At 73.0% G+C, this 21,009-nt stretch carries 21 protein-coding genes and 1 tRNA gene; 9 read left to right on the plus strand and 13 right to left on the minus strand.

Annotated features, from left to right (window positions below; all coding sequences use genetic code 11):
* Window positions 1–21 precede the first annotated feature (21 nt).
* Window positions 22–615, plus strand: a complete 594-nt coding sequence (locus ACIBCJ_RS30620) for a TetR/AcrR family transcriptional regulator (RefSeq protein ID WP_133887963.1) — start codon at window positions 22–24, stop codon at window positions 613–615.
* 54 nt (window positions 616–669) lie between these two features.
* On the opposite strand, the gene ACIBCJ_RS30625 is transcribed toward ACIBCJ_RS30620, so the two are convergent.
* From ACIBCJ_RS30625 to ACIBCJ_RS30650, 6 genes are all read right to left on the minus strand, one after another.
* Window positions 670–1,884 carry an acyl-CoA dehydrogenase family protein gene (locus ACIBCJ_RS30625; RefSeq protein ID WP_365980632.1) on the minus strand — a complete coding sequence of 405 codons (1,215 nt, stop codon included), beginning with the start codon at window positions 1,882–1,884 and terminating at the stop codon, window positions 670–672.
* A 6-nt stretch (window positions 1,885–1,890) separates the two neighbouring features.
* A complete protein-coding gene (locus ACIBCJ_RS30630) occupies window positions 1,891–2,916 on the minus strand; it encodes a phosphotransferase family protein (RefSeq protein WP_365980631.1) in 1,026 nt (341 codons plus the stop codon).
* A 124-nt stretch (window positions 2,917–3,040) separates the two neighbouring features.
* Window positions 3,041–3,370 carry a DUF202 domain-containing protein gene (locus ACIBCJ_RS30635; protein ID WP_365980630.1) on the minus strand — a complete coding sequence of 110 codons (330 nt, stop codon included), beginning with the start codon at window positions 3,368–3,370 and terminating at the stop codon, window positions 3,041–3,043.
* 2 nt (window positions 3,371–3,372) lie between these two features.
* The gene (locus tag ACIBCJ_RS30640) at window positions 3,373–3,765 is read right to left on the minus strand and encodes a DUF202 domain-containing protein (RefSeq protein WP_362104354.1); all 393 of its coding nucleotides are present in this window, start codon (window positions 3,763–3,765) and stop codon (window positions 3,373–3,375) included.
* A 572-nt stretch (window positions 3,766–4,337) separates the two neighbouring features.
* On the minus strand, window positions 4,338–4,880 hold the full coding sequence (locus ACIBCJ_RS30645) for an NUDIX domain-containing protein (RefSeq protein WP_365980629.1): 543 nt from the start codon (window positions 4,878–4,880) through the stop codon (window positions 4,338–4,340).
* Window positions 4,881–4,911: 31 nt separating this feature from the next.
* Entirely contained in the window at window positions 4,912–5,805 is an 894-nt protein-coding gene (locus ACIBCJ_RS30650; RefSeq protein WP_362507201.1) for a DMT family transporter, read from the minus strand.
* A gap of 281 nt (window positions 5,806–6,086) precedes the next feature.
* On the opposite strand from ACIBCJ_RS30650, the gene ACIBCJ_RS30655 reads away from it, so the two are divergent.
* Together ACIBCJ_RS30655 and ACIBCJ_RS30660 are read left to right on the plus strand one after the other, a co-directional pair.
* On the plus strand, window positions 6,087–7,040 hold the full coding sequence (locus ACIBCJ_RS30655; protein ID WP_365980627.1) for a hypothetical protein: 954 nt from the start codon (window positions 6,087–6,089) through the stop codon (window positions 7,038–7,040).
* A gap of 52 nt (window positions 7,041–7,092) precedes the next feature.
* Window positions 7,093–8,631: an APC family permease gene (locus ACIBCJ_RS30660; RefSeq protein WP_362507207.1), complete on the plus strand. Its 1,539-nt coding sequence runs from the start codon at window positions 7,093–7,095 to the stop codon at window positions 8,629–8,631.
* A 92-nt stretch (window positions 8,632–8,723) separates the two neighbouring features.
* On the opposite strand, the gene ACIBCJ_RS30665 is transcribed toward ACIBCJ_RS30660, so the two are convergent.
* Complete coding sequence (locus ACIBCJ_RS30665; protein WP_362104364.1) at window positions 8,724–10,121, minus strand: gluconate:H+ symporter; 1,398 nt, start codon at window positions 10,119–10,121, stop codon at window positions 8,724–8,726.
* A 91-nt stretch (window positions 10,122–10,212) separates the two neighbouring features.
* The gene (locus ACIBCJ_RS30670; protein ID WP_362104366.1) at window positions 10,213–10,740 is read right to left on the minus strand and encodes a gluconokinase; all 528 of its coding nucleotides are present in this window, start codon (window positions 10,738–10,740) and stop codon (window positions 10,213–10,215) included.
* A gap of 137 nt (window positions 10,741–10,877) precedes the next feature.
* Here ACIBCJ_RS30670 and ACIBCJ_RS30675 point away from each other — a divergent pair, with 137 nt between their 5' ends.
* Window positions 10,878–11,579 (plus strand): FadR/GntR family transcriptional regulator, encoded by a 702-nt coding sequence (locus tag ACIBCJ_RS30675; protein ID WP_362104368.1) that lies wholly within the window; start codon window positions 10,878–10,880, stop codon window positions 11,577–11,579.
* Between the two features lie 20 nt (window positions 11,580–11,599).
* On the opposite strand, the gene ACIBCJ_RS30680 is transcribed toward ACIBCJ_RS30675, so the two are convergent.
* Complete coding sequence (locus ACIBCJ_RS30680; protein WP_365980626.1) at window positions 11,600–11,971, minus strand: YchJ family metal-binding protein; 372 nt, start codon at window positions 11,969–11,971, stop codon at window positions 11,600–11,602.
* Between the two features lie 92 nt (window positions 11,972–12,063).
* A tRNA-Leu gene (locus ACIBCJ_RS30685) sits at window positions 12,064–12,151 on the minus strand.
* Window positions 12,152–12,324: 173 nt separating this feature from the next.
* On the opposite strand from ACIBCJ_RS30685, the gene ACIBCJ_RS30690 reads away from it, so the two are divergent.
* The 3 genes from ACIBCJ_RS30690 (at window position 12,325) to ACIBCJ_RS30700 (ending at window position 15,071) form a co-directional block, all read left to right on the plus strand.
* Window positions 12,325–13,650 carry a M20/M25/M40 family metallo-hydrolase gene (locus tag ACIBCJ_RS30690; protein ID WP_365980625.1) on the plus strand — a complete coding sequence of 442 codons (1,326 nt, stop codon included), beginning with the start codon at window positions 12,325–12,327 and terminating at the stop codon, window positions 13,648–13,650.
* Between the two features lie 130 nt (window positions 13,651–13,780).
* Entirely contained in the window at window positions 13,781–14,014 is a 234-nt protein-coding gene (gene chpH, locus ACIBCJ_RS30695; RefSeq protein ID WP_003977150.1) for a chaplin ChpH, read from the plus strand.
* Window positions 14,015–14,192: 178 nt separating this feature from the next.
* Window positions 14,193–15,071 (plus strand): chaplin family protein, encoded by an 879-nt coding sequence (locus ACIBCJ_RS30700; RefSeq protein WP_365980624.1) that lies wholly within the window; start codon window positions 14,193–14,195, stop codon window positions 15,069–15,071.
* A gap of 95 nt (window positions 15,072–15,166) precedes the next feature.
* Here the strand turns inward: ACIBCJ_RS30700 and ACIBCJ_RS30705 are convergent, their stop codons facing one another.
* The gene (locus tag ACIBCJ_RS30705; RefSeq protein ID WP_007388288.1) at window positions 15,167–15,355 is read right to left on the minus strand and encodes a DUF5703 family protein; all 189 of its coding nucleotides are present in this window, start codon (window positions 15,353–15,355) and stop codon (window positions 15,167–15,169) included.
* A gap of 47 nt (window positions 15,356–15,402) precedes the next feature.
* Here ACIBCJ_RS30705 and ACIBCJ_RS30710 point away from each other — a divergent pair, with 47 nt between their 5' ends.
* Window positions 15,403–16,146: a hypothetical protein gene (locus tag ACIBCJ_RS30710; protein ID WP_365980623.1), complete on the plus strand. Its 744-nt coding sequence runs from the start codon at window positions 15,403–15,405 to the stop codon at window positions 16,144–16,146.
* 370 nt (window positions 16,147–16,516) lie between these two features.
* Here the strand turns inward: ACIBCJ_RS30710 and ACIBCJ_RS30715 are convergent, their stop codons facing one another.
* A complete protein-coding gene (locus ACIBCJ_RS30715; protein ID WP_365980622.1) occupies window positions 16,517–18,835 on the minus strand; it encodes a helix-hairpin-helix domain-containing protein in 2,319 nt (772 codons plus the stop codon).
* Window positions 18,832–19,818: an aldo/keto reductase gene (locus ACIBCJ_RS30720; RefSeq protein ID WP_362104381.1), complete on the minus strand. Its 987-nt coding sequence runs from the start codon at window positions 19,816–19,818 to the stop codon at window positions 18,832–18,834. The genes ACIBCJ_RS30715 and ACIBCJ_RS30720 overlap by 4 nt, the downstream gene beginning before the upstream one ends.
* A 113-nt stretch (window positions 19,819–19,931) precedes the next feature.
* Between ACIBCJ_RS30720 and ACIBCJ_RS30725 the strand changes: the two genes are divergently transcribed.
* Window positions 19,932–20,987, plus strand: coding sequence for an LLM class F420-dependent oxidoreductase (locus tag ACIBCJ_RS30725; RefSeq protein WP_365980621.1), 1,056 nt, complete (start codon window positions 19,932–19,934; stop codon window positions 20,985–20,987).
* Window positions 20,988–21,009: the final 22 nt, after the last annotated feature.

Raw genomic sequence — 21,009 nt, forward strand, 5'->3', positions numbered from 1 at the left:
ACGGAAAGGCAGGTGACGGCAGTGCCCAGGACCACGGACGGGGACGGCACTCCGGTGCCGCAGCGGCTCCTGGCCGCCGCCACCCGGCTCTTCGCCGAGCAGGGCTACGACCGCACCTCGGTACAGGAGATCGTCGAGGCGGCGGGCGTCACCAAGGGGGCGCTCTACCACTACTTCGGATCCAAGGACGACCTGCTGCACGAGGTGTACGCGCGCGTGCTGCGCCTCCAGCAGGAACGCCTGGACGCCTTCGCGGACGCCGACGAGCCGGTCGAGCGGCGGGTGCGGGACGCGGCGGCCGACGTCGTCGTCACCACCATCGACAACCTCGACGACGCGTCGATCTTCTTCCGCTCCATGCACCAGCTCAGCCCGGAGAAGAACAAGCAGGTGCGCGCGGAGCGCCGGCGCTACCACGAGCGCTTCCGCGCGCTCATCGAGGAAGGCCAGCGGACCGGCGTCTTCACCAAGGAGACCCCGGCCGACCTGGTGGTGGACTACCACTTCGGGTCCATCCACCACCTGTCCACCTGGTACCGGCCGAACGGCCCGCTCAGCCCGCAGGAGGTCGCCGACCACCTGGCCGACCTGCTGCTGCGGGCCCTGCGTCCCTGAGACGCCCCCGAGGCGACGGGCCCCCGGGACAGGATCCCCGGGGGCGCCGCCCGCTCAGCGGTACTTCTTGATCTCCCGGCGGGCCAGCGAGCGCTGGTGCACCTCGTCGGGGCCGTCGGCGATCATCAGGGTCCGCGCTCCCGCGTACAGCTCGGCCAGCGGGAAGTCCTGGCTGACGCCGCCCGCGCCGTGCAGCTGGATCGCCCGGTCGATGATGTCGACCACCGCGCGGGGCGTGGCGATCTTGATGGCCTGGATCTCGGTGTGGGCGCCCCGGTTGCCGACGGTGTCCATCAGCCAGGCGGTCTTCAGTACCAGCAGCCGCAGCTGCTCGACGGTGACCCTGGCGTCCGCGATCCAGTTGTGGACGACGCCCTGCTGGGCCAGCGCCTTGCCGAAGGCCTCGCGGGACACCGCGCGGCGGCACATCAGCTCGATCGCGCGCTCGGCCATGCCGATCAACCGCATGCAGTGGTGGATGCGGCCGGGACCGAGCCGGGCCTGGGCGATGGCGAAGCCGCCGCCCTCCTCGCCGATCAGGTTCGACACCGGCACGCGCGCGTGGTCGAAGGTCACCTCGGCGTGGCCGCCGTGGTAGTGGTCCTCGTAACCGAAGACCTGCATGGCCCGGTTCACCGTCACCCCGGGCGTGTCGCGCGGGACCAGCACCATCGACTGCTGGCGGCGGATGTCCTCGCCGTCCGGGTCGGTCTTGCCCATCACGATGAAGATCTTGCAGTCCGGGTTCATCGCCCCGGAGATGTACCACTTGCGCCCCGTGACGACGTACTCGTCGCCGTCCCGCTCGATGTGCGTGGTGATGTTCGTGGCGTCCGAGGAGGCCACGTCCGGCTCCGTCATCGCGAACGCCGAGCGGATCTCCCCGGCGAGCAGCGGCTCCAGCCACTGCTTCTGCTGCGCCTCGTCGGCGAACTGGGCCAGCACCTCCATGTTCCCGGTGTCCGGCGCCGCGCAGTTCGTCGCCGTCGGCGCCAGCTGCGGGCTGCGGCCGGTGATCTCGGCGAGCGGGGCGTACTGGAGGTTGGTGAGACCGGCGCCGTGCTCGGCGTCGGGCAGGAACAGGTTCCACAGGCCCTGGCGGCGGGCCTCGGCCTTGAGGTCCTCCACGACCTGCGGGGTGTCCCACGGGGAGGCGAGCCGGGCGCGCTGCTCGTGGGCGACCCGCTCGGCCGGATAGACGTACTCGTCCATGAAGGCGAGCAGCCTGGCGCGGAGTTCCTCGGTCTGTGCGTCGTACGCGAAGTCCATGGCGGGTCAGCCCTCCTGAAGGGTGGTCAGGCCGTGCTCGATGAAGACGGGGACGAGGTCGCCGATGCGGTCGAAGCCGCGGCCGACCGTCTGGCCCAGCGTGTAGCGGTAGTGGATGCCCTCCAGGATCACGGCGAGCTTGAACCACGCGAACGCCGTGTACCAGGCGACCGTGGAGACGTCGCGCCCCGAGCGCGCGGCGTACCGCTCGATCAGCTCGGCGGGCGCCGGGTGGCCGGGTGCCTGGGCGGTGGTGGAGACGGGGGAGTCGGGCATGCCCAGCGGACTGCTGTACATCACCAGCAGCCCGAGGTCGGTCAGCGGATCGCCGAGCGTGGACATCTCCCAGTCGAGGATCGCCCGGATCTCGTCGCCCTCGCCGCCGATCAGGACGTTGTCCAGGCGGTAGTCGCCGTGCACGACGGTCGGGGCGGGGGAGCGCGGCAGCTCCCGGCCGAGCGTGGCGTGCAGCTCGTCGATCCCGGCCAGGTCGCGGTTGCGGGAGGCGTCGAGCTGCTTGGCCCAGCGGCGCAGCTGGCGGTCCAGGAAGCCCTCCGGGCGGCCGAAGTCCGCGAGGCCCACCTCGACGGGGTCCACCGCGTGCAGGCCGACCAGCGTGTCGACCAGGTTCAGCACGGCGGCGCGGGTGCGCTCGGGTCCGAGGGGGGCGAGCTGTTCGGCGGTGCGGTACGGGGTGCCCTCCACGAACTCCATGACGTAGAAGGGCGCCCCGAGCACCTCGTCGTCCTCGCACAGGAGCACCGGGCGCGGCACGGGCACGTCGGTGGGGTGCAGGGCGCTGATGACGCGGTGCTCGCGCCGCATGTCGTGCGCCGTGGCCAGTACGTGGCCGAGCGGCGGGCGGCGCACGACCCAGCGGGCTGCATCGTCCGAGACGGCGTAGGTGAGGTTCGACCGTCCGCCCTCGATCAGCCGGCCGGACAGCGGGCCGGTCACCAGACCGGGCCGCTCGCGGTCGAGCAGCACGCGCAACCGGTCGAGATCGAGTCCGGGCGGGTGGTCGGGGCTCATCGTCGCTCCCTGGGGCAGGTGAACAGTACCTCCCACATGATGCCGACCGGTCGGTATGCCGTCCAGTGGGCGGGCGGAACGTGATCGGTGTTACGGGGGGTCCGGCGGCGTGCCGGTCTCGCCCTCAGAGGACGAGGAGCGCCCCGCAGAGCGCGAGGGCGAGCGTGCACAGGGCCGCGGCGGCGGCGTGCGGCGGGGTGAGGGCGCGGGGCCGGTCCGCCGCGGCGAGGGTGCGGATGCGTCCGTGGGCGATACGGAGGAAGGCCAGCCACAGGGCGCAGCTCAGGGCGGCGGCGAGCACCGAGAGGGTCGTCGCCCCGCCGTGCAGCGCGGCCTTCGCGGCGAGCACGGCGACGACGGTGCCGGACAGGGTGGTACGGCGCCAGGCGAGCCGGGTGCGCTCGGGCTGCAACCCGGGGTCACGGCCCTGGGGCGTCGCGTCGGTGCCGCTCACACTCAGCCCTCCCAGCCGACGAGGACGACGACGACCATGACCACGGCGACCACGGCGACGACCAGGCTCAGCAGCACCGGGAAGCGGGAGACCGGGAGGTCCTCGCCGCGGCGCATGGCGCGTTCGCAGCGCGCCCAGTGGTTCACGGCGCGCAGCGAGCACAGCACCCCGGCGGCCAGCAGCGCGAGCGCGAGCCCGACCCGCCAGCCCCAGCGCAGGTCGGGCAGGAACTGGTCCACCGCGAACCCGCCGCCGATCAGGGCGAGGGCGGTTCGCAGCCAGGCCAGGAACGTCCGCTCGTTGGCCAGCGAGAACCGGTAGTCGGGGGTGCCCCCTTCCCGCCGCACCTCCGCAGGCACGAACCACAACCGGACGCTCCGCACGAAATCGATCACCCGGGGACCCTATCCGTCCCCCACCGCGGATGCCTGCGGCGCCTGTGCGGGGTGGTGGGGGTGCGCTGTGCCTGCGGTGCCTGTGCGGGGTGGTGGGGGTGCGGCTGTGCTTGCGGGGCCTGTGCGGGTGGTGGGGGTGCGGCTGTGCTTGCGGTGCCTGTGCGGGGTGGTGGGGGTGCGCTGTGCCTGCGGTGCCTGTGCGGGCTGGTGGGGGTGCGGCTGTGCCTGCGGCGCCTGTGCGGGTCGGTGGGGTGCGCTGTGCCTGCGGCGCCTGTGCGGGTTCGGTGGGGGTGCGCCGTGCGCGGTGCGTGCGGTGGTGGGTCGGGGCCGCGCCGGGGGGTGTTCGTCCTCGGAACGGCGCGGAATCGGTCGCTTGAAATGGCTCGCGGCGTTGACGCGCCAACCGCTGCGGGCGAACACCCCCCGACACGTCCCCTTCCCGCCGTACGCGGCTCTCCCGCCGCGCCGCCAACGCACCCCCTAGCTGCGGGCAGTCGTGCCGCTGGGGCGGCACGGGTGGGCGCAGCGGCACCCCGTTCCGCTGGGCTGCGCACCCCTCCCCGCGGTCACACTCACGCCGGGGCACCGGTCGACGCCGGTCCACTCAGCCCCCGCCAGGCCCGCAGCCGCGCGTACGCCGACAAGCCGTCCGGCACGAACTCCCACTCCCCGAGCCGTCCCTCCAGCTCCGCCTCCGGCAGGAACCCGTACCAGGCCACCTCCTCCGCCTGAGGAGACACCGCCCCCGCCACCCGCACCTCGTACACCGCCGACCACCACGTCCGCCCGGCCCCGTCGTCGTACAGGAACTTGAACAGGAACGACGGCCGAGGCAGCCCGCTCACCCCCAGTTCCTCCTCCGCCTCCCGCAGCGCCGCGTCGTCGTACGACTCGCCCGCGCCCACCACCCCGCCGACGAACATGTCGTACAGGGCGGGAAACACCAGCTTCGTCGCCGTGCGGCGGTGGACGAAGACCCGGCCGCCGGGGTCCCGGGCCCACACGAAGACGCAGCGGTGCCGCAGCCCCTCCGCGTACGCGTCGCCCCGCCGGGCCTGCCCCACGACGCGGTCGTTCTCGTCGACGACGTCGAGGATCTCGTCAGCAGAACTCATGCGCCCATCCAAGCAGCCGCCACCGAAGGCCTCAGCTCCGCTCCAGCTCCCGCTCGCGCCCGCTCTCGCCCGTCCCCTGCGGCATCGCCGGGTGCATGCCCAGCAGTACGATGCCCGCCACGACCGCCGCGAGCCCGCCCGCCTCCCAAGCGAGAGCCGCGGGGCCCGTGTGCAGCCGGTCGCCGAGGAAGCCGACCCCGCAGGCGATGCCCGCGAGCGGCTGGGCCGCCGTCAGCGCGGGCAGCGACCGGCGCAGGGGTGCCGTCTCGAACGCGCTCTGGACCAGGACCAGGCCGGTGATGCCGAGGACTACCACGGCGTACGGCTGCCAGCCCGTCAGCAGTTCCGCGAGACCGCCCGCCGAGAAGCGCCGCCCGCTGATCCGGGTCAGCGCGTCCTGCACCCCGTACACCAGCCCGGCGGCCAGGGCCAGCAGGGCCGGACCCCAGGTCAGCCGGAGACGGCCGGCGCACAGCGTGAGCAGGAGGGCCAGTCCCAGCATCACGCCGACGATCAGCCAGTGCCGCAGCGGATCGGTCACGGCGCTGCCACCGCGCGGCTCGCCCGCCAGGATGAACGCGCTCACCCCGCCCGCGAGCAGCGCGAGGCCGGCCCAGCCCTGACGGCCCAGCGGCTGCCGAGTGCGGACCCGGGAGAGGGCGAGGGCGAACAGGAGGTTCGTCGCCAGGATCGGCTCGACGAGGGTCAGTTCGCCGCCGCCCAGCGCGAGCGCGCCGAGTGCCATGCCGGCCACCATCAGGCCCATGCCGGCCAGCCAGCGCGGCACCCGCACCAGGTCGAGCAGGAGGCGGGGCGAGAGGAAGTCGCCCAGCGGAGCGCGCTCGGCCGCGCTCTGCTGGAGGACGAAACCGAACCCCAGGCAGCACGCGGCGCACACGGCGAGGACCAGGACCAGAACCGACACGCTGTGCACCTCGATCTCAGTCGGGTCACGGGGGCGTCGGGGACGACCCTAGTGCGGGCGCGCTGCGGGCGCCGGGCGAGCGGCGCATTCGGGGAGGGGGGTCAAGGGGTGATCATCGACAAGTGCCCCTGGAGTCACGGCCGTTGACGCGTGTAACGCACTGATTCCTCTTGACGTCAAGCCTTGGCTGCCGGTTTGCTGTGCGTGATCAGTCCATGGCAATCCGATCATGGCGCTCCGGCTGCGACGGCCTACCGCGTCGCGTGAGGAAGTTTCCCGCGGTGTCCCCACCCCCGCCTCCCCTCGGCCGCGGCCGAGGCCGCAAGCGTGCGGCCCAGGTCTTCGACGAGGCCCTCGACGACGCCGAACTCGTCACCGCGCGCGCCGCGTTGGCCCAGGGGCGGTGGCAGTCGGTCCGCTCCCTGCTGGTCCACACGGGTGACGACTGGGACCACCGGGGGCACCGGGTGGCCGTACTCTCCAAGGAGCCCCACTGCGCTCCCTGGGCCCGCGAATGGCTGCTCGCCGAGCCCGACTCCGCCGACGCGTCGGTGCTGCTCGCCCTCGCCCTGGTCCACCGCGCCCTGCGGGGCAAGGAGGAGCCCGCGCGCGTCCGCGAGGTGTGCCGTTCCGCCGCCGCCCTCGTGCCGGACGACCCCACGCCCTGGCTCGGGCTCCTCATGCTGGAGCGCTCCCTGGGCGCCGACGAGGAGGTCGTCCGCGTCTTCGACGAGGTCCGCGGACGGTACGCCGACCACCATCACGCCCACCACCTGATGGTGGCCCGGCTCGCCGAGCGCGGCGGCGACGGTCCCGACCCCCTGCACGAGGTGTACGACTTCGCCGGCTGGGCGGCCGAGCAGGCCCCCGCCGACTCCCCGCTCGCCGTCCTCCCGGTCGTCGCGCACGCCGAGCGCTACCGCGTGCTGGCCGCCGCCGGACACGAATCCATTGATCCGGCCGCCTCGGGCCACTGGGCCGGACGCCGCGCCCGGCTGGTGATGAAGGCCGCCTTCGACTGGTGGCTGGAGTGGGAGCAGGACGGTCACCCGCGCCGGCTGGTCGACCTCAACTTCCTCGCCCACGCCAAGTCCTGCGAGGGCCGCGGCGCCGAGGCCGCGGCGCTGTTCCACCGCATCGGCGAGCACGTCACGCCCGCCCCGTGGTCGTACCCGGACCGCGATCCGTCCTCCGCCTTCCGCGCCGCCCGGGCCGGCGCGCTCGGCACGGCCTGACCGAACCGACGACCCGGCGCAGCCCACCCACACGAGAGAAGGACGTCCTGCGATGACCACGGGCAGTTCGAGCACGAGCAGATCCGCGAGCGGTGGCGCCATCAGCACTTTCAAGGGCGAGGAGCGCGCCCTGCGCGCCGACCGGCTGGGCACGGGAGGACTGCTCCTGTCCGTGCTCGCCGCCACCGCCCCGCTGATGGTGGTCGCGGGCGTCATGCCCACCACCTACGCGGTGATGGGCATCGTCGGACAGCCGCTGCTCTTCGTGGTGCTCGGAGTGGTGCTGATCCTGTTCAGCGTCGGCTACGCCGAGATGAGCCGGCACGTCCACAACGCGGGCGCCTTCTACGCCTACATCTCCCGCGGCCTCGGCGGCACCGCCGGCGCGGGCGCCGCCCTGGTCGCGCTGGTCGCGTACAACGCCCTCCAGGTCGGCATCTACGGCATCTTCGGCTTCGAGGTCTCCGGTCTGCTGTCCACCTACGCCGACCTCGACGTGGCCTGGTGGATCCCGGCCCTGCTCGCGGTGCTCGCGGTCGGCGCGCTGGGCTGGCTGAAGATCGACGTCAACGCGCGCGTGCTCGGCGTCCTGCTGCTCGTCGAGGTCGCCCTCGTGGTGGTCTTCGACATCGCCGCCGTCGCCGACCCGGGGGCCCAGGGCCTGTCGCTGCACGCCTTCAACCCCGACACCCTCACCGGCGCCGGGGTCGGCACCGCGCTCTGCTTCTGCATCGCCGCCTTCCTCGGCTTCGAGCAGGCGCCGGTCTACGCCGAGGAGACCAGCCGGCCGCACGTACTGGTCCCGCGTGTCATGTTCCTGGCGGTCGCCGGGGTCGCGGTCTTCTTCGCGCTCAGCAGCTGGGCCCTCACCGTGGCCACCGGCCCCGACCGGATCGTCGGCACGGCGCAGGAACAGAGTGCCGGACTGCTCTTCTTCCTCACCGAGTCACGGCTCGGCGACACCTTCACCGACGTGCTGCACGTCCTGTTCGTCACCGGCATGTTCGCCGCCCTGCTCAGCTTCCACAACGTCGTCGCCCGGTACGCCTTCGCCATGGGCCGCGAAGGGCTGCTGCCCGCCGCCTTCGGACGCACCAGCGGCACCAGCGGCGCGCCCGGCACCGGCTCGCTGCTCCAGACCGCCGTCTCCGCGGTCGTCGTCACCGGCTTCGCCCTCGCCGACGACAAGCCGAACGGCGACCCGACCGAGCCCGTACTGCACCTGTTCACCTGGGGCGGCAACATCGGGGCCCTCGGCGTGATCCTGCTGATGGCCGCCGCCTCGTTCTCCGTCGTCGCCTTCTTCGTCCGGCGCGGGGCCGCCGGGGCCCAGGGCGTGCGCCTGGTCACCTCCACGGTGGCGGGCCTCGCCCTGCTGGTGATCGCCGGCTACACGGTCAAGGACTTCGACGTCCTGGTCGGCGCGGGCCCCGACTCCGCCCTGAGCTGGGTCCTGCCCGGCATCATCGGCCTCGCCGCCGTCGCCGGCGTCGTCCAGGGCCTGGTCCTGCGCTCCCGCGCCCCCGAGCGGCACGCCCGCATCGGGCAGGGCAACGAGGCGTTCCAGCTGGACAAGGCCGCGTCCTCCTGACGCGGGGCCGGGTCCGGTGCGCGCCGGGGCCACCGCATACGGACGGGCCCCGGCCGGCGGAGCGGCAGGGGCCCGGCTCGTGCGGGACGCGGCTATATGAGCAGGGACAACAGCAGGACGAGGGCACCGGCGACCACCGAGATGATCGTCTCCATCACGGACCAGGTCTTGACGGTCTGGCCGACGTTCAGCCCGAAGTACTCCTTCACCAGCCAGAATCCGGCGTCGTTGACATGGCTGAAGAAGAGCGAGCCGGCGCCGATGGCCAGGACCAGCAGGGCGGTGTGCGTGGTCGACATGTCGGCCGCGAGCGGCGCGACCAGACCGGCCGCCGAGACGGTCGCCACCGTCGCCGAACCGGTCGCCAGCCGGATCACCACCGCGATCAGCCAGGCCAGCAGCAGCGCCGGGATCGACCAGTCCTTGGAGATCTCCAGGATCATCTGACCCACACCGGAGTCGATCAGCGTCTGCTTGAAACCGCCGCCCGCGCCGACGATCAGGAGGATGCCGGCGATGGGCGCCAGCCCCTTCTCGACCAGGTTCGACAGGCGGTCCTTGCCGAACCCGGCGGGCCGCAGCAGCGTGAAGATGCCGACGAGCACGGCGACCAGCAGCGCGATCAGCGGGTTGCCGACGACGTCGAAGGTGCGCTGCACCGTGTTCTCGGGGTCGTCCACGATGATGTCGACGAGCGCCTTGAGCAGCATCAGCACGACCGGCAGCAGGATGGTCGCCAGGGTGGCACCGAAGCCGGGGCGCTTCTCCAGCTGCTCGGAGGCGCGCTGCGGGGTCATGCGGTCGGGGGCCGGGACGTCCACCCAGCGGGCCGCGTACTTCGAGAACACCGGACCGGCGAGGATGACGGTCGGGATCGCGATCAGCACGCCCAGCGCCAGCGTCACCCCGAGGTTGGCGTGCACCGCGTCGATGGCGACCAGCGGGCCGGGGTGCGGCGGGACCAGGCCGTGCATCACGGACAGACCGGCCAGCGCCGGGATGCCGATCCGCATCAGCGAGTAGTTGCCGCGCTTTGCGACCATCAGGACGACCGGGATCAGCAGGACGATGCCGACCTCGAAGAACAGCGGCAGTCCGATGACCGAAGCGATCAGCACCATCGTCCACGGCATCGAACGGGGCGTGGCCTTCGCGAGGATGGTGTCCACGATCTGGTCGGCGCCGCCCGAGTCGGCGAGCATCTTGCCGAGGATCGCGCCGAGGGCGATCAGGACGCCGACACCGGCGACGGTGGAGCCGAGCCCGGCGGTGAAGCTGGTGATCACCTTGTCCAGCGGCGCACCGGCGAACGCGCCGAGCGCCAGCGACCCGATGGTCAGCGACAGGAAGGCGTGCAGCTTGAACTTGGTGATGAGCAGGACGATGACGGCGATGCCGAGGAGCACGGCGATGCCCAGCTGGGCGTGGCCCGCCGAGGTGATCGGCTCGACGGGGTCCGCTGCCAGCATCTCGACGCTGAGTCTGGTCACGGTGGTTCCCTTGCGGTGATGGGGATTCGGGGGAGCTCGGGACCGCGCGCACGCGGGGCGGCGGCACGGCCCGGGGGAGGGGGTGCGGGTGCTACCGCCCCGGCTCGGGGAGACCCTTCAGGGCGTCGACCGCCCGCTCGGTGATCTCCTCGGGGGTGCCGGTGACGTCCACCGCGACTCCCGCCTCGTCCGCCTCCAGCGGCTGGAGCGTGGCGAACTGGGAGTCGAGCAGGGCCGTCGGCATGAAGTGCCCCTGCCGGTGCGACATCCGGTCCTCGATCAGCTCGCGGCTGCCCGTGAGGTGCACGAAGACGACACCGGGAGCCGCGGCCCGCAGCCGGTCGCGGTACGACCGCTTCAGCGCCGAACTGCTCACCACCCCACCGAGCCCGGCCCGCCCGTGCGCCCAGCCGCCGATGGCGTCGAGCCAGGGCCACCGGTCCTCGTCGGTGAGGGGGGTACCGGCCGTCATCTTGGTGATGTTGGCCGGCGGGTGGAAGTCGTCGCCCTCGGCATAGGGAACGCCGAGCCGGGCCGCGAGCAGGGGACCGATGGTGGTCTTCCCGGTGCCCGCTACGCCCATGACCACGACGACATGGGGGGTGTGCAGTTGCTGCATCGCACTCTCGCTGTCTGCTGTCTTCGTCGACACGTGATGTCGACGCAACTGAAACCCATTAGGTACGACGAATTCAAGAGTCTGTGACATATAAGTCTGACTTTTTGATCCCGTGACGCGCCCCGTACGCTGAGTGCATGAGCACACCGGGCCGGGGGCTGCACGGCCGCGTACTGGACACCCTCGGCCCCGCGATCACAGCGGGCGCATACCCCGCCGGGAGCGTTCTGCGCACCGACGAGCTGGCGCAGCGCTTCGAGGTGTCGCGTTCCGTGATGCGGGAGGCGGTCCGGGTGCTGGAATCCATGCACCTCGTCGAGTCACGCCGCCGGGTGGGCGTCACCGTCCTGCCCGAGTGCGAGTGGAACGTCTACGACCCGCAGGTCATCCGCTGGCGGCTGGCCGGGTCCGAGCGCCCCCGGCAGCTGCGCTCGCTGACCGTGCTGAGGTCGGCCGTGGAACCGGTGGCAGCGGGCCTGGCGGCCCGCCTCGCCACGCCGGAGCAGTGCGCCGAGCTGACCGAGTGCGCGCTCGGCATGGTCGCCAACTCGCGCGGTCACCGGCTGGAGGAGTACCTCTTCCACGACGTGGCCTTCCACCGCGTCATCCTCACCGCCTCCGGCAACGAGATGTTCGCCCGCCTCGGCGGCGTCGTCGCCGAGGTGCTGGCCGGCCGCACCCACCACGACGTGATGTTCGAGGACCCCGACCCGGCCGCCGTCACCCTGCACGTCCGGGTCGCCGAGGCGGTCCGCGCCCGTGACGCGGAGCGGGCGGAGCTGCTGACCCGGGAGATCACCGAGGGCGCGCTGCAGGAGCTGGACATCCTGGCGCCGTAGGGCGCCGGGACGCGGAGGTGTCAGTCGAGGAACTCCCCGTCCACGTACACCCACGCCCCGTCCACGCGCTCGAAGCGGCTCCGCTCGTGCAGCGAGCCACCCCGGTAGGACGCCCGGAACGTCACCGTCCCGGTGGCGTGGAAGGCGGAGCCGTCGGCCGTGCCCAGGATCTCCAGACCGGTCCACCGCATGCCCGGATCCAGGTCGAGCCGCGCCGGCCGCGTCCGCGGGTGCCAGGTCCGCAGCAGGTACTCGGCATCGCCCTTCACGAAGGCGCTGTAGCGCGAGCGCATCAGGGCCTCGGCCGTCGGGGCGGCTGCTCCGGCGTGGAAACGGCCGCAGCACTTCGCGTACGGCTCGGGCCGCCCGCAGGGGCAGGAAGGCGTGGTCATGACGGCCATTGTGCCCGTCCGCCGGAGCGGCCCCGGCACCGGGAAACCCGCACCGGAAAAGCAGAAGACCCCTGCTCGGCAGGGGTCTCAGCTGGTGTCCGAGGGGGGACTTGAACCCCCACGCCCGATAAAGGGCACTAGCACCTCAAGCTAGCGCGTCTGCCATTCCGCCACCCGGACAAGGTGTCTGTCGTGCGGGTGTTTCCCCGCGGCGACGACATAAACATTACCAGGCTTTCCGGGGTGGCCGATCACCCCCTCCTTGGGCCCGGGCGGTCCAGGGAGGAGGATGAGGGGGACCCACCAGCAGTGACATCGGCACTGACATCGGCAGTGACAGCGGGAGGAACCACGTGAGCGACTCGGGCACGGCCAGGAGCGTCACCGGCGAGGACGAGGTCGTCGACCTCTGCCGCGAGCTGATCCGGATCGACACCAGCAACTACGGCGACCACTCGGGGCCGGGCGAGCGCAAGGCCGCCGAGTACGTCGCCGAGAAGCTCGCCGAGGTGGGACTCGAACCGAAGATCTTCGAGTCCCGCCCCGGACGCGCCTCCACGGTGGCCCGGATCGAGGGCGAGGACCCGTCCAGGCCCGCGCTGCTCATCCACGGCCACACCGACGTCGTCCCGGCCAACGCGGACGACTGGACCCACCACCCCTTCTCCGGGGAGGTCGCCGACGGGTGCGTGTGGGGGCGCGGCGCCGTCGACATGAAGGACATGGACGCCATGACCCTCGCGGTCGTCCGCGACCGGCTGCGCAGCGGGCGCAAGCCCCCGCGGGACATCGTGCTGGCCTTCCTCGCCGACGAGGAGGCCGGCGGCACGTACGGCGCCCGTCACCTCGTCGACAACCACCCCGACCTCTTCGAGGGCGTCACCGAGGCGATCAGCGAGGTGGGCGGCTTCTCGTTCACCGTGAACGAGCAGCGCCGCCTGTACCTCATCCAGACCGCCGAAAAGGGCATCCACTGGATGAAGCTGACCGTGGCCGGCACCGCGGGACACGGGTCGATGATCCACCGCGACAACGCCATCACCGAGCTGTCGGAGGCCGTCGCACGCCTCGGCCGGCACAAGTTCCCCGTCCGCGTCACCAAGACGACCCGGGCCTTCCTCGACGAACTGGGCGACGCGCTCGGCACCGAGCTGGACCCGGAGGACATGGAGGGGACGATCGCCAGGCTCGGCGGCATCGCCAAGCTCATCGGCGCGACCCTGAGCAACACCGCCAACCCGACCCAGCTCGGCGCGGGGTACAAGGTCAACGTGATCCCCGGTGAGGCCACCGCGCACATCGACGGGCGCTATCTGCCCGGGTACGAGGAGGAGTTCCTCGCCGACCTCGACCGCATCCTCGGACCGCACGTGCGGCGCGAGGACGTGCACGCCAACAAGGCCGTCGAGACCACCTTCGACGGAGCGCTGGTCGATGCGATGCAGTCCGCGCTGGTGGCGGAGGACCCGGCCGCGAAGGCGATCCCCTACATGCTCTCCGGCGGCACCGACGCCAAGTCCTTCGACGACCTGGGCATCCGGGGCTTCGGCTTCGCACCGCTCAAGCTGCCGCCGGAGCTGGACTTCGCGGGCATGTTCCACGGGGTCGACGAGCGGGTGCCGGTCGACGGACTCCAGTTCGGCGTGCGGGTGCTCGACCGCTTCATCGACGCGTCCTGAATCGCCCGCGTGTACGGCGGGTGACCGGGACGAGTGAATGCGCTCATAAGCTCGTAGCCTCATTACTCCCTCCTCGTTACAGCTAATGCGATCGGCAATACGGGATCGCGTTTGCCAACTAGGAGGAACAATGCTCAAGAAGGTCGTCGCCGCTGCGGCAGCCACCGGTGGTCTGGTTCTCGCGGGCGCGGGCATGGCCGTCGCCGACTCCGGTGCGCAGGGTGCCGCCGTGCACTCGCCCGGCGTCCTTTCCGGCAACGTCGTTCAGGTTCCCGTGCACGTGCCGGTGAACGTCTGCGGCAACACGATCTCCGTGATCGGTCTGCTGAACCCCGCCTTCGGCAACGTCTGCATCAACAAGTGACGTTGTGCCTCGCCCCGTGAGGATCTGATTCCGTCGGCCCCGGAGTGCACGCCATGCGCTCCGGGGCCGACGGCCTTTCGGGGGACATGCGAGGCGAAAGGACGACGGCAGCGCCGGTATTCCGGCACGCTCGGCATGCGCGGTACCACGGGACCAGGACAAGGCAGGTATTCAGGAAATGCGACAGGTCACCCGCAAGGGCCTGATGACGATGGCGGCGGCCACCGGCGTGATCGCCGCCGCCGGCGGCGCCGCCCACGCGGACTCCGGCGCGTACGGCGGTAGTTCGGGTTCGCCCGGCGTACTGTCCGGCAACACGGTGCAGGCCCCGGTGCACGTGCCGGTGAACGTCTGCGGCAACACGGTGGACGTGGTCGGCGTCCTCAACCCGGCGATGGGCAACAAGTGCGCCAACAAGGGCGGCGGTGCCCACGGCGGGCACGGCGGCTCCGGCGGTTACGGCGACTCCGGGAGCTACGGGGGGTCGCACGGCGGCTCGCACGGAGGCGCCCACGCCGGCGGTCACGCGACGGACTCGCCGGGTGTCGGCTCCGGCAACCACGTCCAGGTGCCGGTCGACGTGCCGGTGAACGTGTGCGGCAACAGCGTGAACGTCGTGGGCGCCCTCAGCCCGGCCCTGGGCAACGACTGCGACAACAAGGGCGGACGCGGCGGCCACTCGACGCCGCCCGGTGGCCACGAGACTCCTCCCGGCGACCACGAGACGCCCCCGGGAGACCATGAGACGCCTCCGGGCGACCACGAGACGCCTCCCGGAGACAACGAGACGCCTCCCGGTGAGCCGGACAACCCCGGCAACCCCGGTACGCCGGACCACCCCGGCACCCCGGGCAACCCGTCCGGTCCGGACGGTGGGACGCCGGGCGGCCCCACGGACGGCGACCAGCCGGGCGGCCGGACCGTCACCCACCCCCGCGACGACGCGGCGCTCGCCGAGACCGGCAGCGATCTGCCGCTGGGCCTCGCCCTGCCGGTGGGTGCCGGCGCGCTGCTCGCGGGCACGGTGCTCTACCGCAAGGCGCGTGCCGCGGCCTGAGACGGGCGCACCGGTACACGCAGCGGGCTCCGCACACCGGCGGGGCCCGCTGCGTGTCCGCCTCCGTCACTCGCGCCCGGCCGGGCCCGGCCACCTCACCAGGTGGCGCGCACCTGGCGGATGATCCGGCGCCGCAACCGCACCTTGCGGCTGCCGTCACGCAGCAGGGTCAGGCGGTACAGCTCCCAGTGTCCGTACTCGGCATGGTCCGTCAGCTGGCGTGTCGCCTCCTTGCGGGTGACCCCGCGCGGTAGGTACACATCGACAAATTCGTATTCCGGCATCGAATCTATTGTGCGGGCTGGGGCCCGGTACGGATAGCGTCTGCACTATGTCTGATGCTGCGCAGCCCACCGCTGCCGAGGTACGCGCCGCCGCCGAGGCGGTCAAGACCGCGCTCGACCGCCACCTTGCCGCGGTCGAACGCCGGTCGGGAGAGGAAGACCCGGCCGTCTACGACGCGTTCAACGAGCTGGCCGCGGCCGCGGAGGCGTACGACGAACTGCTCTACGACCGGTACGACGAGGTCACCCCCTTCGAGATCCCCGGCGAGGACACGCTGCCGCCGTACACGGGCCCCGAGGAACCGAGCGCCCTGAGCGTCCTGATCCGCCGCGACTACGCCGTGGCGGAGCCGCAGCGGCTGATGGCCCAGGCCAGAAGGGTGGAGGCGGCGGACGACGAAGCGCCGGACGTGGAGACGTCGGGCACGGTGCACGGAGCCCTGGGGCTCCTCTTCGGTGAGTTCGAGCCGGACGAGATCGCCTCCCGGCACAAGGAGTTCGGGCTGGAGGAGGGCGACTCCACGCTCTGGGTGACGGCCGCCGACGAGAGCGCCGAGCCCGGAGAGTGGCTGGAGGCACCCTTCGAGCAGGTCGACCCGCAGCGGGTGGTCTGCCGCTTCGACGTCAGCGCGGTGTTCGACGAGGAGTTCGACGACGACCTCGACGACGAGGACGAGGACGGGGACGCCCTGGCCGAACTGGACGAGGACCTCGACACGGACCCGGACGAGGACCTCGACACGGACCCGGACGACGAGGGCGAACCGGTGCGGCTGGAGGCGGACCGCTGAGCGGTGCGAGCGCGCCGCACCGGCCGGCCTGACGGCCGCGGAGGCGTTCACGGCGGCGGTCACGGGACACCCGGCGACCGCCGCCGTCGTCTGCGTCGGAGGCACCCGCGCCGGCCGCCCAGCCGCGCGCGACACCGCCGGCCGTCGGCCGCGTGCCGGGACCAACCATCACGCTCCGGGCAGAGCCCAGCGGACGCAGCCGCCGCAGCGGTCGATCGGGTGAGCGGGACGGACTGTCCCGGCCGTCCGGTCTGCTGACGCCCGCCGCGTGAGCAGACCGGACGGCGTCTCCAAGCCGACCCCGGCCCCCCCCGCGGCCCGAGGCGGTGGGCCCGGCGGCGGGGCGGTGCCCCGGGGCCGGAGGGCCGGGTCAGTCGGTGGAGGGGACCTGGGGCCTGAGCAGCACCGGCAGGCGGGTCGTGCGTGGCTTGGCCGGGACCTCCGCCACGGCCCGGGGAAGCGCCTGCTCCACGCCCTGCACCACGGACAGGTGCCGGGCGGCGCGGCCGAAGGCGGTGTAGATCCAGGGACGGCTGAGGGCCGGCACAGCGTCGCCGGGCAGCACCACGACCACCGCGGGCCAGCGTCCGCCGAGCGCCTGGTGCGCGGTCAGCGCCCAGCCGTGCCGCACGGTCCCCTCCACCCGGTCCCGGGGGACGACCACGGTGGTCCCCGCGCACGACAGGTGCAGTCCGTCGGCGTCGGCCTGCACCACCCGGCCCGGCAGCACCCGGCCCGGGGCGGGGGTGTGGACGACACGGTCGCCGGGATCGAAGCCGCCGAAGCGACCCGGGCCCGGGTGCAGCCGCTCCTTCAGCGCCGCGTTGAGCACCCGGGTGCCCGCCGCACCGCCGTGGCCCGGCGTGATCACCTGGGTGTCCTCGGCCGGGACGCCGATCGCGCGCGGCACCGAGTCCACCACGAGCTGGACGGTGCGGTGCACGGCCTCGCCCGGGTCACGCACCGGAACGATGACGATCTCCTTGCCGGGCGCCTCCACCTGGCCCAGCTCACCGATGCCGACGCCGGAGACCAGCTCGCCGAGCGGACCCGGGTCCGGGCGCCGCGAGGCGACCTGGGGGCACACCCGTGCCGCCAGCAGGTCCGCGAAGACCCGCCCGGGGCCCACGGACCAGAGCACCGCCGGGTCACCGGCCAGCACCAGCCGGGCCCCGTCCGGCAGCGACTCCGCGAGCAGGGCACCCGCCTCGACGTCGAGCTGCGGTGCGTCGAGCACGACGAGCAGGTCGAGGTCCAGGGCCCCGTCGGTGTCCCGCCCCGGTCCCTCGGCGCCGGTCAGCAGCCCGGTCAGGGTGACGGCGCCGGGGAAGGGCGCGGACGGTGTCGCGGAGGCCGGCACGGACGACGGGTCGCCGAGCAGGGCGGCGAAGCGGTCGCGGCCCAGCGGACCCGGCGCGGCGGCCCAGGCGCGCAGCCCCAGGGAGTGTGCCGCGTGCAGCAGGGCGGCGGGCTCGGCCAGGGACGCCTCGCCACCGGTGTGCAGGACCAGCCCGTGACCCGCGACGGCGCGGATCAGCTCGGCGGCGGAACCCTGCGCGGACGCGGCGGCCTGCTCCCAGTCCGCGGCGGAACCGTCCTGCTTGGGCGTCGAACTGACCAGGCGGGCCAGTCCGTCCGCGAGACTCTCCTCGGCCAGCGTGTACCGCTCGAGACCGATCAGCACCCGGACGGGCCGCTCCTCGTCCGCACCGCCCGCCCCGTCTTCTCCGTCCGTGCCCTCCGCCCCGCCCGCCGCGCGCTCCGGGCGGGCGCCGGGCTCGTCTAGGGCGTCCTGGAAGGCGAGCGCCTCGCCCTCGGCGAGCGTGCTCTGCACCGCCGCGTCGGGGTCGGGAACGCCCCGCTGGGCGAGCGTGGCGGTGAGCCGCGGCAGCTCCAGCGCCGTGTGCCCGGCCAGGGCCGCCTGGTCCAGGAGCCAGACGGTGACGGCACGGCCGCGCCGCTCGTCGTCCGGGCCGCACTCCGCGCCCAGCAGCGCGCGGGCGAACCCGTCGGCCTGCTCGGGCCGCACTCCGCCGACCCGGAGCAGCTGCCAGGGGTCGGCGCGCAGCGTCTCCTCGGCGCCCTCACCGAGGAGCGCGGCGGTCTGCGGGGCGAGCGCTTCGGGGGCGCCGCCCTCGGCGAGCACACGCCGCACCGACTGCACCGTCTCCGGCGCGGGCCCCACGGGCCCGGCGGACGCGACGGCCGGCTCGGCGGGCTCCAGCCGGGGCCGTCGTACCGGCTCGGGCGCGGGGCGGCGCGCGGGCTCCGGGGCACCGAAGACCGCGGCCGCCGGCTTCTCACCGCTCTCCACGGCGCGTACGGCGGCGAGCAGGTCGGCCGCCGTCCCGCTCAGCTTCCCCCCGGCCTCGATCGGTCCCTGCTTCTCGGCCTTCCGCCGCTCGATCCGCTCCCGCTCGACGCGCTGCGCGGCCAGCTCGGCCTCGACCTCGGACACCTGCCCGGAACCCTCGTCGCCGTCCCCGGCGGCCGCCTCGCTGCCCTCCCCGACGTCCGCCCCGGGGCCCGCGGATTCCTCCGGCTGCCCGCCGGAGGCGGCCCCGGCCTCCGCCGGGCCGCCCGGCTCGGACGCGTCCGGCGCGGAGGCCTCCACCGTGCCCGGGGTCTCCGGCCCGGTCCCCACGGCGTCCGCGGTGTCCTTCGAGGCGGGCTCGGGCTCCGTGCTCACAGCGTGCTCCAGTCGTGATCGGGATAGCGGTGCACGGGCGCCGACACGTCGTCGAGCGCCCGGCAGATCTCGTCAGGAAGACTAAGGGTCTCCACTGACAACGCCGCCGTGAGCTGCTGCGCGTTGCGCGGGCCGATGATCGGGGCGACCACCCCGGGCCGGTCGCGGACCCAGGCCAGTGCCACCTGGAGCGGGGTCACCGCGAGTCCGTCCGCCGCCGTCGCCACCGCGTCGACGATGTGCCCGGCCGTGTCGTCGAGGTAGGGCTCGACGAACCGGGCCAGATGGTCCGAGGCGCCCCGTGAGCCCTGCGGCGTGGCGTCCTTGCGGTACTTGCCCGTGAGCACCCCGCGGCCCAGCGGGGACGACGGCAGCAGGCCGATGCCCAGGTCCAGGGCGGCCGGCAGCACCTCCCGCTCCACGCCCCGCTGGAGCAGCGAGTACTCCATCTGGGTGCTCGCCACCCGGTTGCGCACGCCCGGCGCCGCCAGCTGCCAGGTGGCCGCCTTGGCCAGCTGCCAGCCGCAGAAGTTGGAGACCCCCGCGTAGCGCGCCCGGCCGCTGCTGACCGCCACGTCGAGGGCGTGCAGCGTCTCCTCCAGCGGGGTGTCCGGGTCGTAGGCGTGCAGGTGCCACACGTCGACGTGGTCCGTGCCCAGGCGGGCCAGGGAGGCGTCCAGCGCGGAGAGCAGATGGGCGCGTGAACCGTCGAACCGGCGGTCGGGATCCGGAACGCTGCCGGCCTTCGTCGAGATCACCAGGTCCCGGCGCGGCACCAGGCCCTCCATCAGCCGTCCGAGCAGGTACTCCGACTCGCCGTCGCCGTACACGTCCGCCGTGTCGACGAGGGTCCCGCCCGCTTCCCAGAACGTCTTCAAGAGGTCCGCGGCGTCGTGCTCGTCCGTGTCCCGGCCCCAGGTCAGGGTGCCGAGACCGATGCGGGACACGCGCAGGCCGGTGCGGCCGAGATGCCTCTGCTCCATGAACGCCGACATTACTGGCCACGGCTTGCCCTGTGGGGGCCTGTGGACAACCGAATTCCGCGCGCTAAGGTCGGGGCACCAGCCACGTTACTGATCGGTAAGGGGAATCGGCCATGCAGCTCGGGATCAACCTCGGCTACTGGGGTGCCGGAATGGACGCGGACAACCTGGCCGTCGCCCAGGAGGCCGACCGGCTCGGATACGCCGTGTGCTGGGCCGCCGAGGCCTACGGCTCCGACGCGGCCACCGTACTGACCTGGGTCGCCGCCCAGACCGAGCGCATCGACGTGGGCTCGGCCATCTTCCAGATCCCCGCCCGCCAGCCCGCCATGACCGCCATGACGGCCGCCACCCTGGACTCCCTCTCCAAGGGCCGCTTCCGCCTCGGACTCGGCGTGTCGGGCCCGCAGGTCTCCGAGGGCTGGTACGGCGTCAAGTTCGACAAGCCCCTCGCCCGCACCCGCGAGTACGTCGACATCGTGCGCAAGGCGATGACCAGGGAGCGGCTCTCCTACGAGGGACAGCACTGGACGCTGCCGCTGCCCGGCGGCCCCGGCAAGCCGATCAAGCTGACCGTGCACCCGCAGCGCGAGCACATCCCGCTGTACATCGCCGCGATCGGCCCGAAGAACCTGGAGCAGACCGGCGAGATCGCCGACGGCGCCCTCCTCATCTTCCCCTCCGCCGAGCACCTGGAGGAGACCGCCGTCAAGCACCTGCGCGCCGGGCGCGAGAAGGCCGGCAAGACCCTCGACGGTTTCGACGTCTGTCCGACGGTGCCGCTCGCCCTCGGCGACGACAAGGACGTCACCGCCCTCGCCGACACCTTCCGCCCGTACACCGCGCTCTACGTCGGCGGCATGGGCAGCCGCAAGCAGAACTTCTACAACCAGCTCGCGGGGCGGATGGGCTACGAGCGGGAGGCCGCCGACATTCAGGACAAGTACCTGTCCGGCGACAAGGCGGGCGCCGCCGCGGCCGTGCCGCACGACCTGATCGACCAGACGACGCTGCTCGGCTCCGTCGACCGCATCGCCGACCGGATGAAGGCCTACGCCGCGGCCGGCGTCACCACCCTGACCCTCGCCCCCGCCGGCTTCACCCTGGACGAGCGGCTCGCCGCGCTGCGCGCCGGCACCGACGCCTTGGAGCGCGCCGGACTGGCGTAGCGCCGCGGGAAGGTTCTGCGGC

The sequence above is a fragment of the Streptomyces sp. NPDC051136 genome (assembly GCF_044455745.1).
Taxonomy (GTDB): Bacteria; Actinomycetota; Actinomycetes; order Streptomycetales; family Streptomycetaceae; genus Streptomyces.

Excerpts from the sequence above, each read along its gene's own strand:
- ACIBCJ_RS30625 (WP_365980632.1), bottom strand. The coding sequence starts at position 1,884 with ATGGACTTCGCGTACGACGCACAGACCGAGGAACTCCGCGCCAGGCTG.
- ACIBCJ_RS30630 (WP_365980631.1), bottom strand. The coding sequence starts at position 2,916 with ATGAGCCCCGACCACCCGCCCGGACTCGATCTCGACCGGTTGCGCGTG.
- ACIBCJ_RS30645 (WP_365980629.1), bottom strand. The coding sequence starts at position 4,880 with ATGAGTTCTGCTGACGAGATCCTCGACGTCGTCGACGAGAACGACCGC.
- ACIBCJ_RS30660 (WP_362507207.1), top strand. The coding sequence starts at position 7,093 with ATGACCACGGGCAGTTCGAGCACGAGCAGATCCGCGAGCGGTGGCGCC.
- ACIBCJ_RS30670 (WP_362104366.1), bottom strand. The coding sequence starts at position 10,740 with ATGCAGCAACTGCACACCCCCCATGTCGTCGTGGTCATGGGCGTAGCG.
- ACIBCJ_RS30675 (WP_362104368.1), top strand. The coding sequence starts at position 10,878 with ATGAGCACACCGGGCCGGGGGCTGCACGGCCGCGTACTGGACACCCTC.
- ACIBCJ_RS30680 (WP_365980626.1), bottom strand. The coding sequence starts at position 11,971 with ATGACCACGCCTTCCTGCCCCTGCGGGCGGCCCGAGCCGTACGCGAAG.
- chpH (WP_003977150.1), top strand. The coding sequence starts at position 13,781 with ATGCTCAAGAAGGTCGTCGCCGCTGCGGCAGCCACCGGTGGTCTGGTT.
- ACIBCJ_RS30700 (WP_365980624.1), top strand. The coding sequence starts at position 14,193 with ATGCGACAGGTCACCCGCAAGGGCCTGATGACGATGGCGGCGGCCACC.
- ACIBCJ_RS30705 (WP_007388288.1), bottom strand. The coding sequence starts at position 15,355 with ATGCCGGAATACGAATTTGTCGATGTGTACCTACCGCGCGGGGTCACC.
- ACIBCJ_RS30710 (WP_365980623.1), top strand. The coding sequence starts at position 15,403 with ATGTCTGATGCTGCGCAGCCCACCGCTGCCGAGGTACGCGCCGCCGCC.
- ACIBCJ_RS30720 (WP_362104381.1), bottom strand. The coding sequence starts at position 19,818 with ATGGAGCAGAGGCATCTCGGCCGCACCGGCCTGCGCGTGTCCCGCATC.
- ACIBCJ_RS30725 (WP_365980621.1), top strand. The coding sequence starts at position 19,932 with ATGCAGCTCGGGATCAACCTCGGCTACTGGGGTGCCGGAATGGACGCG.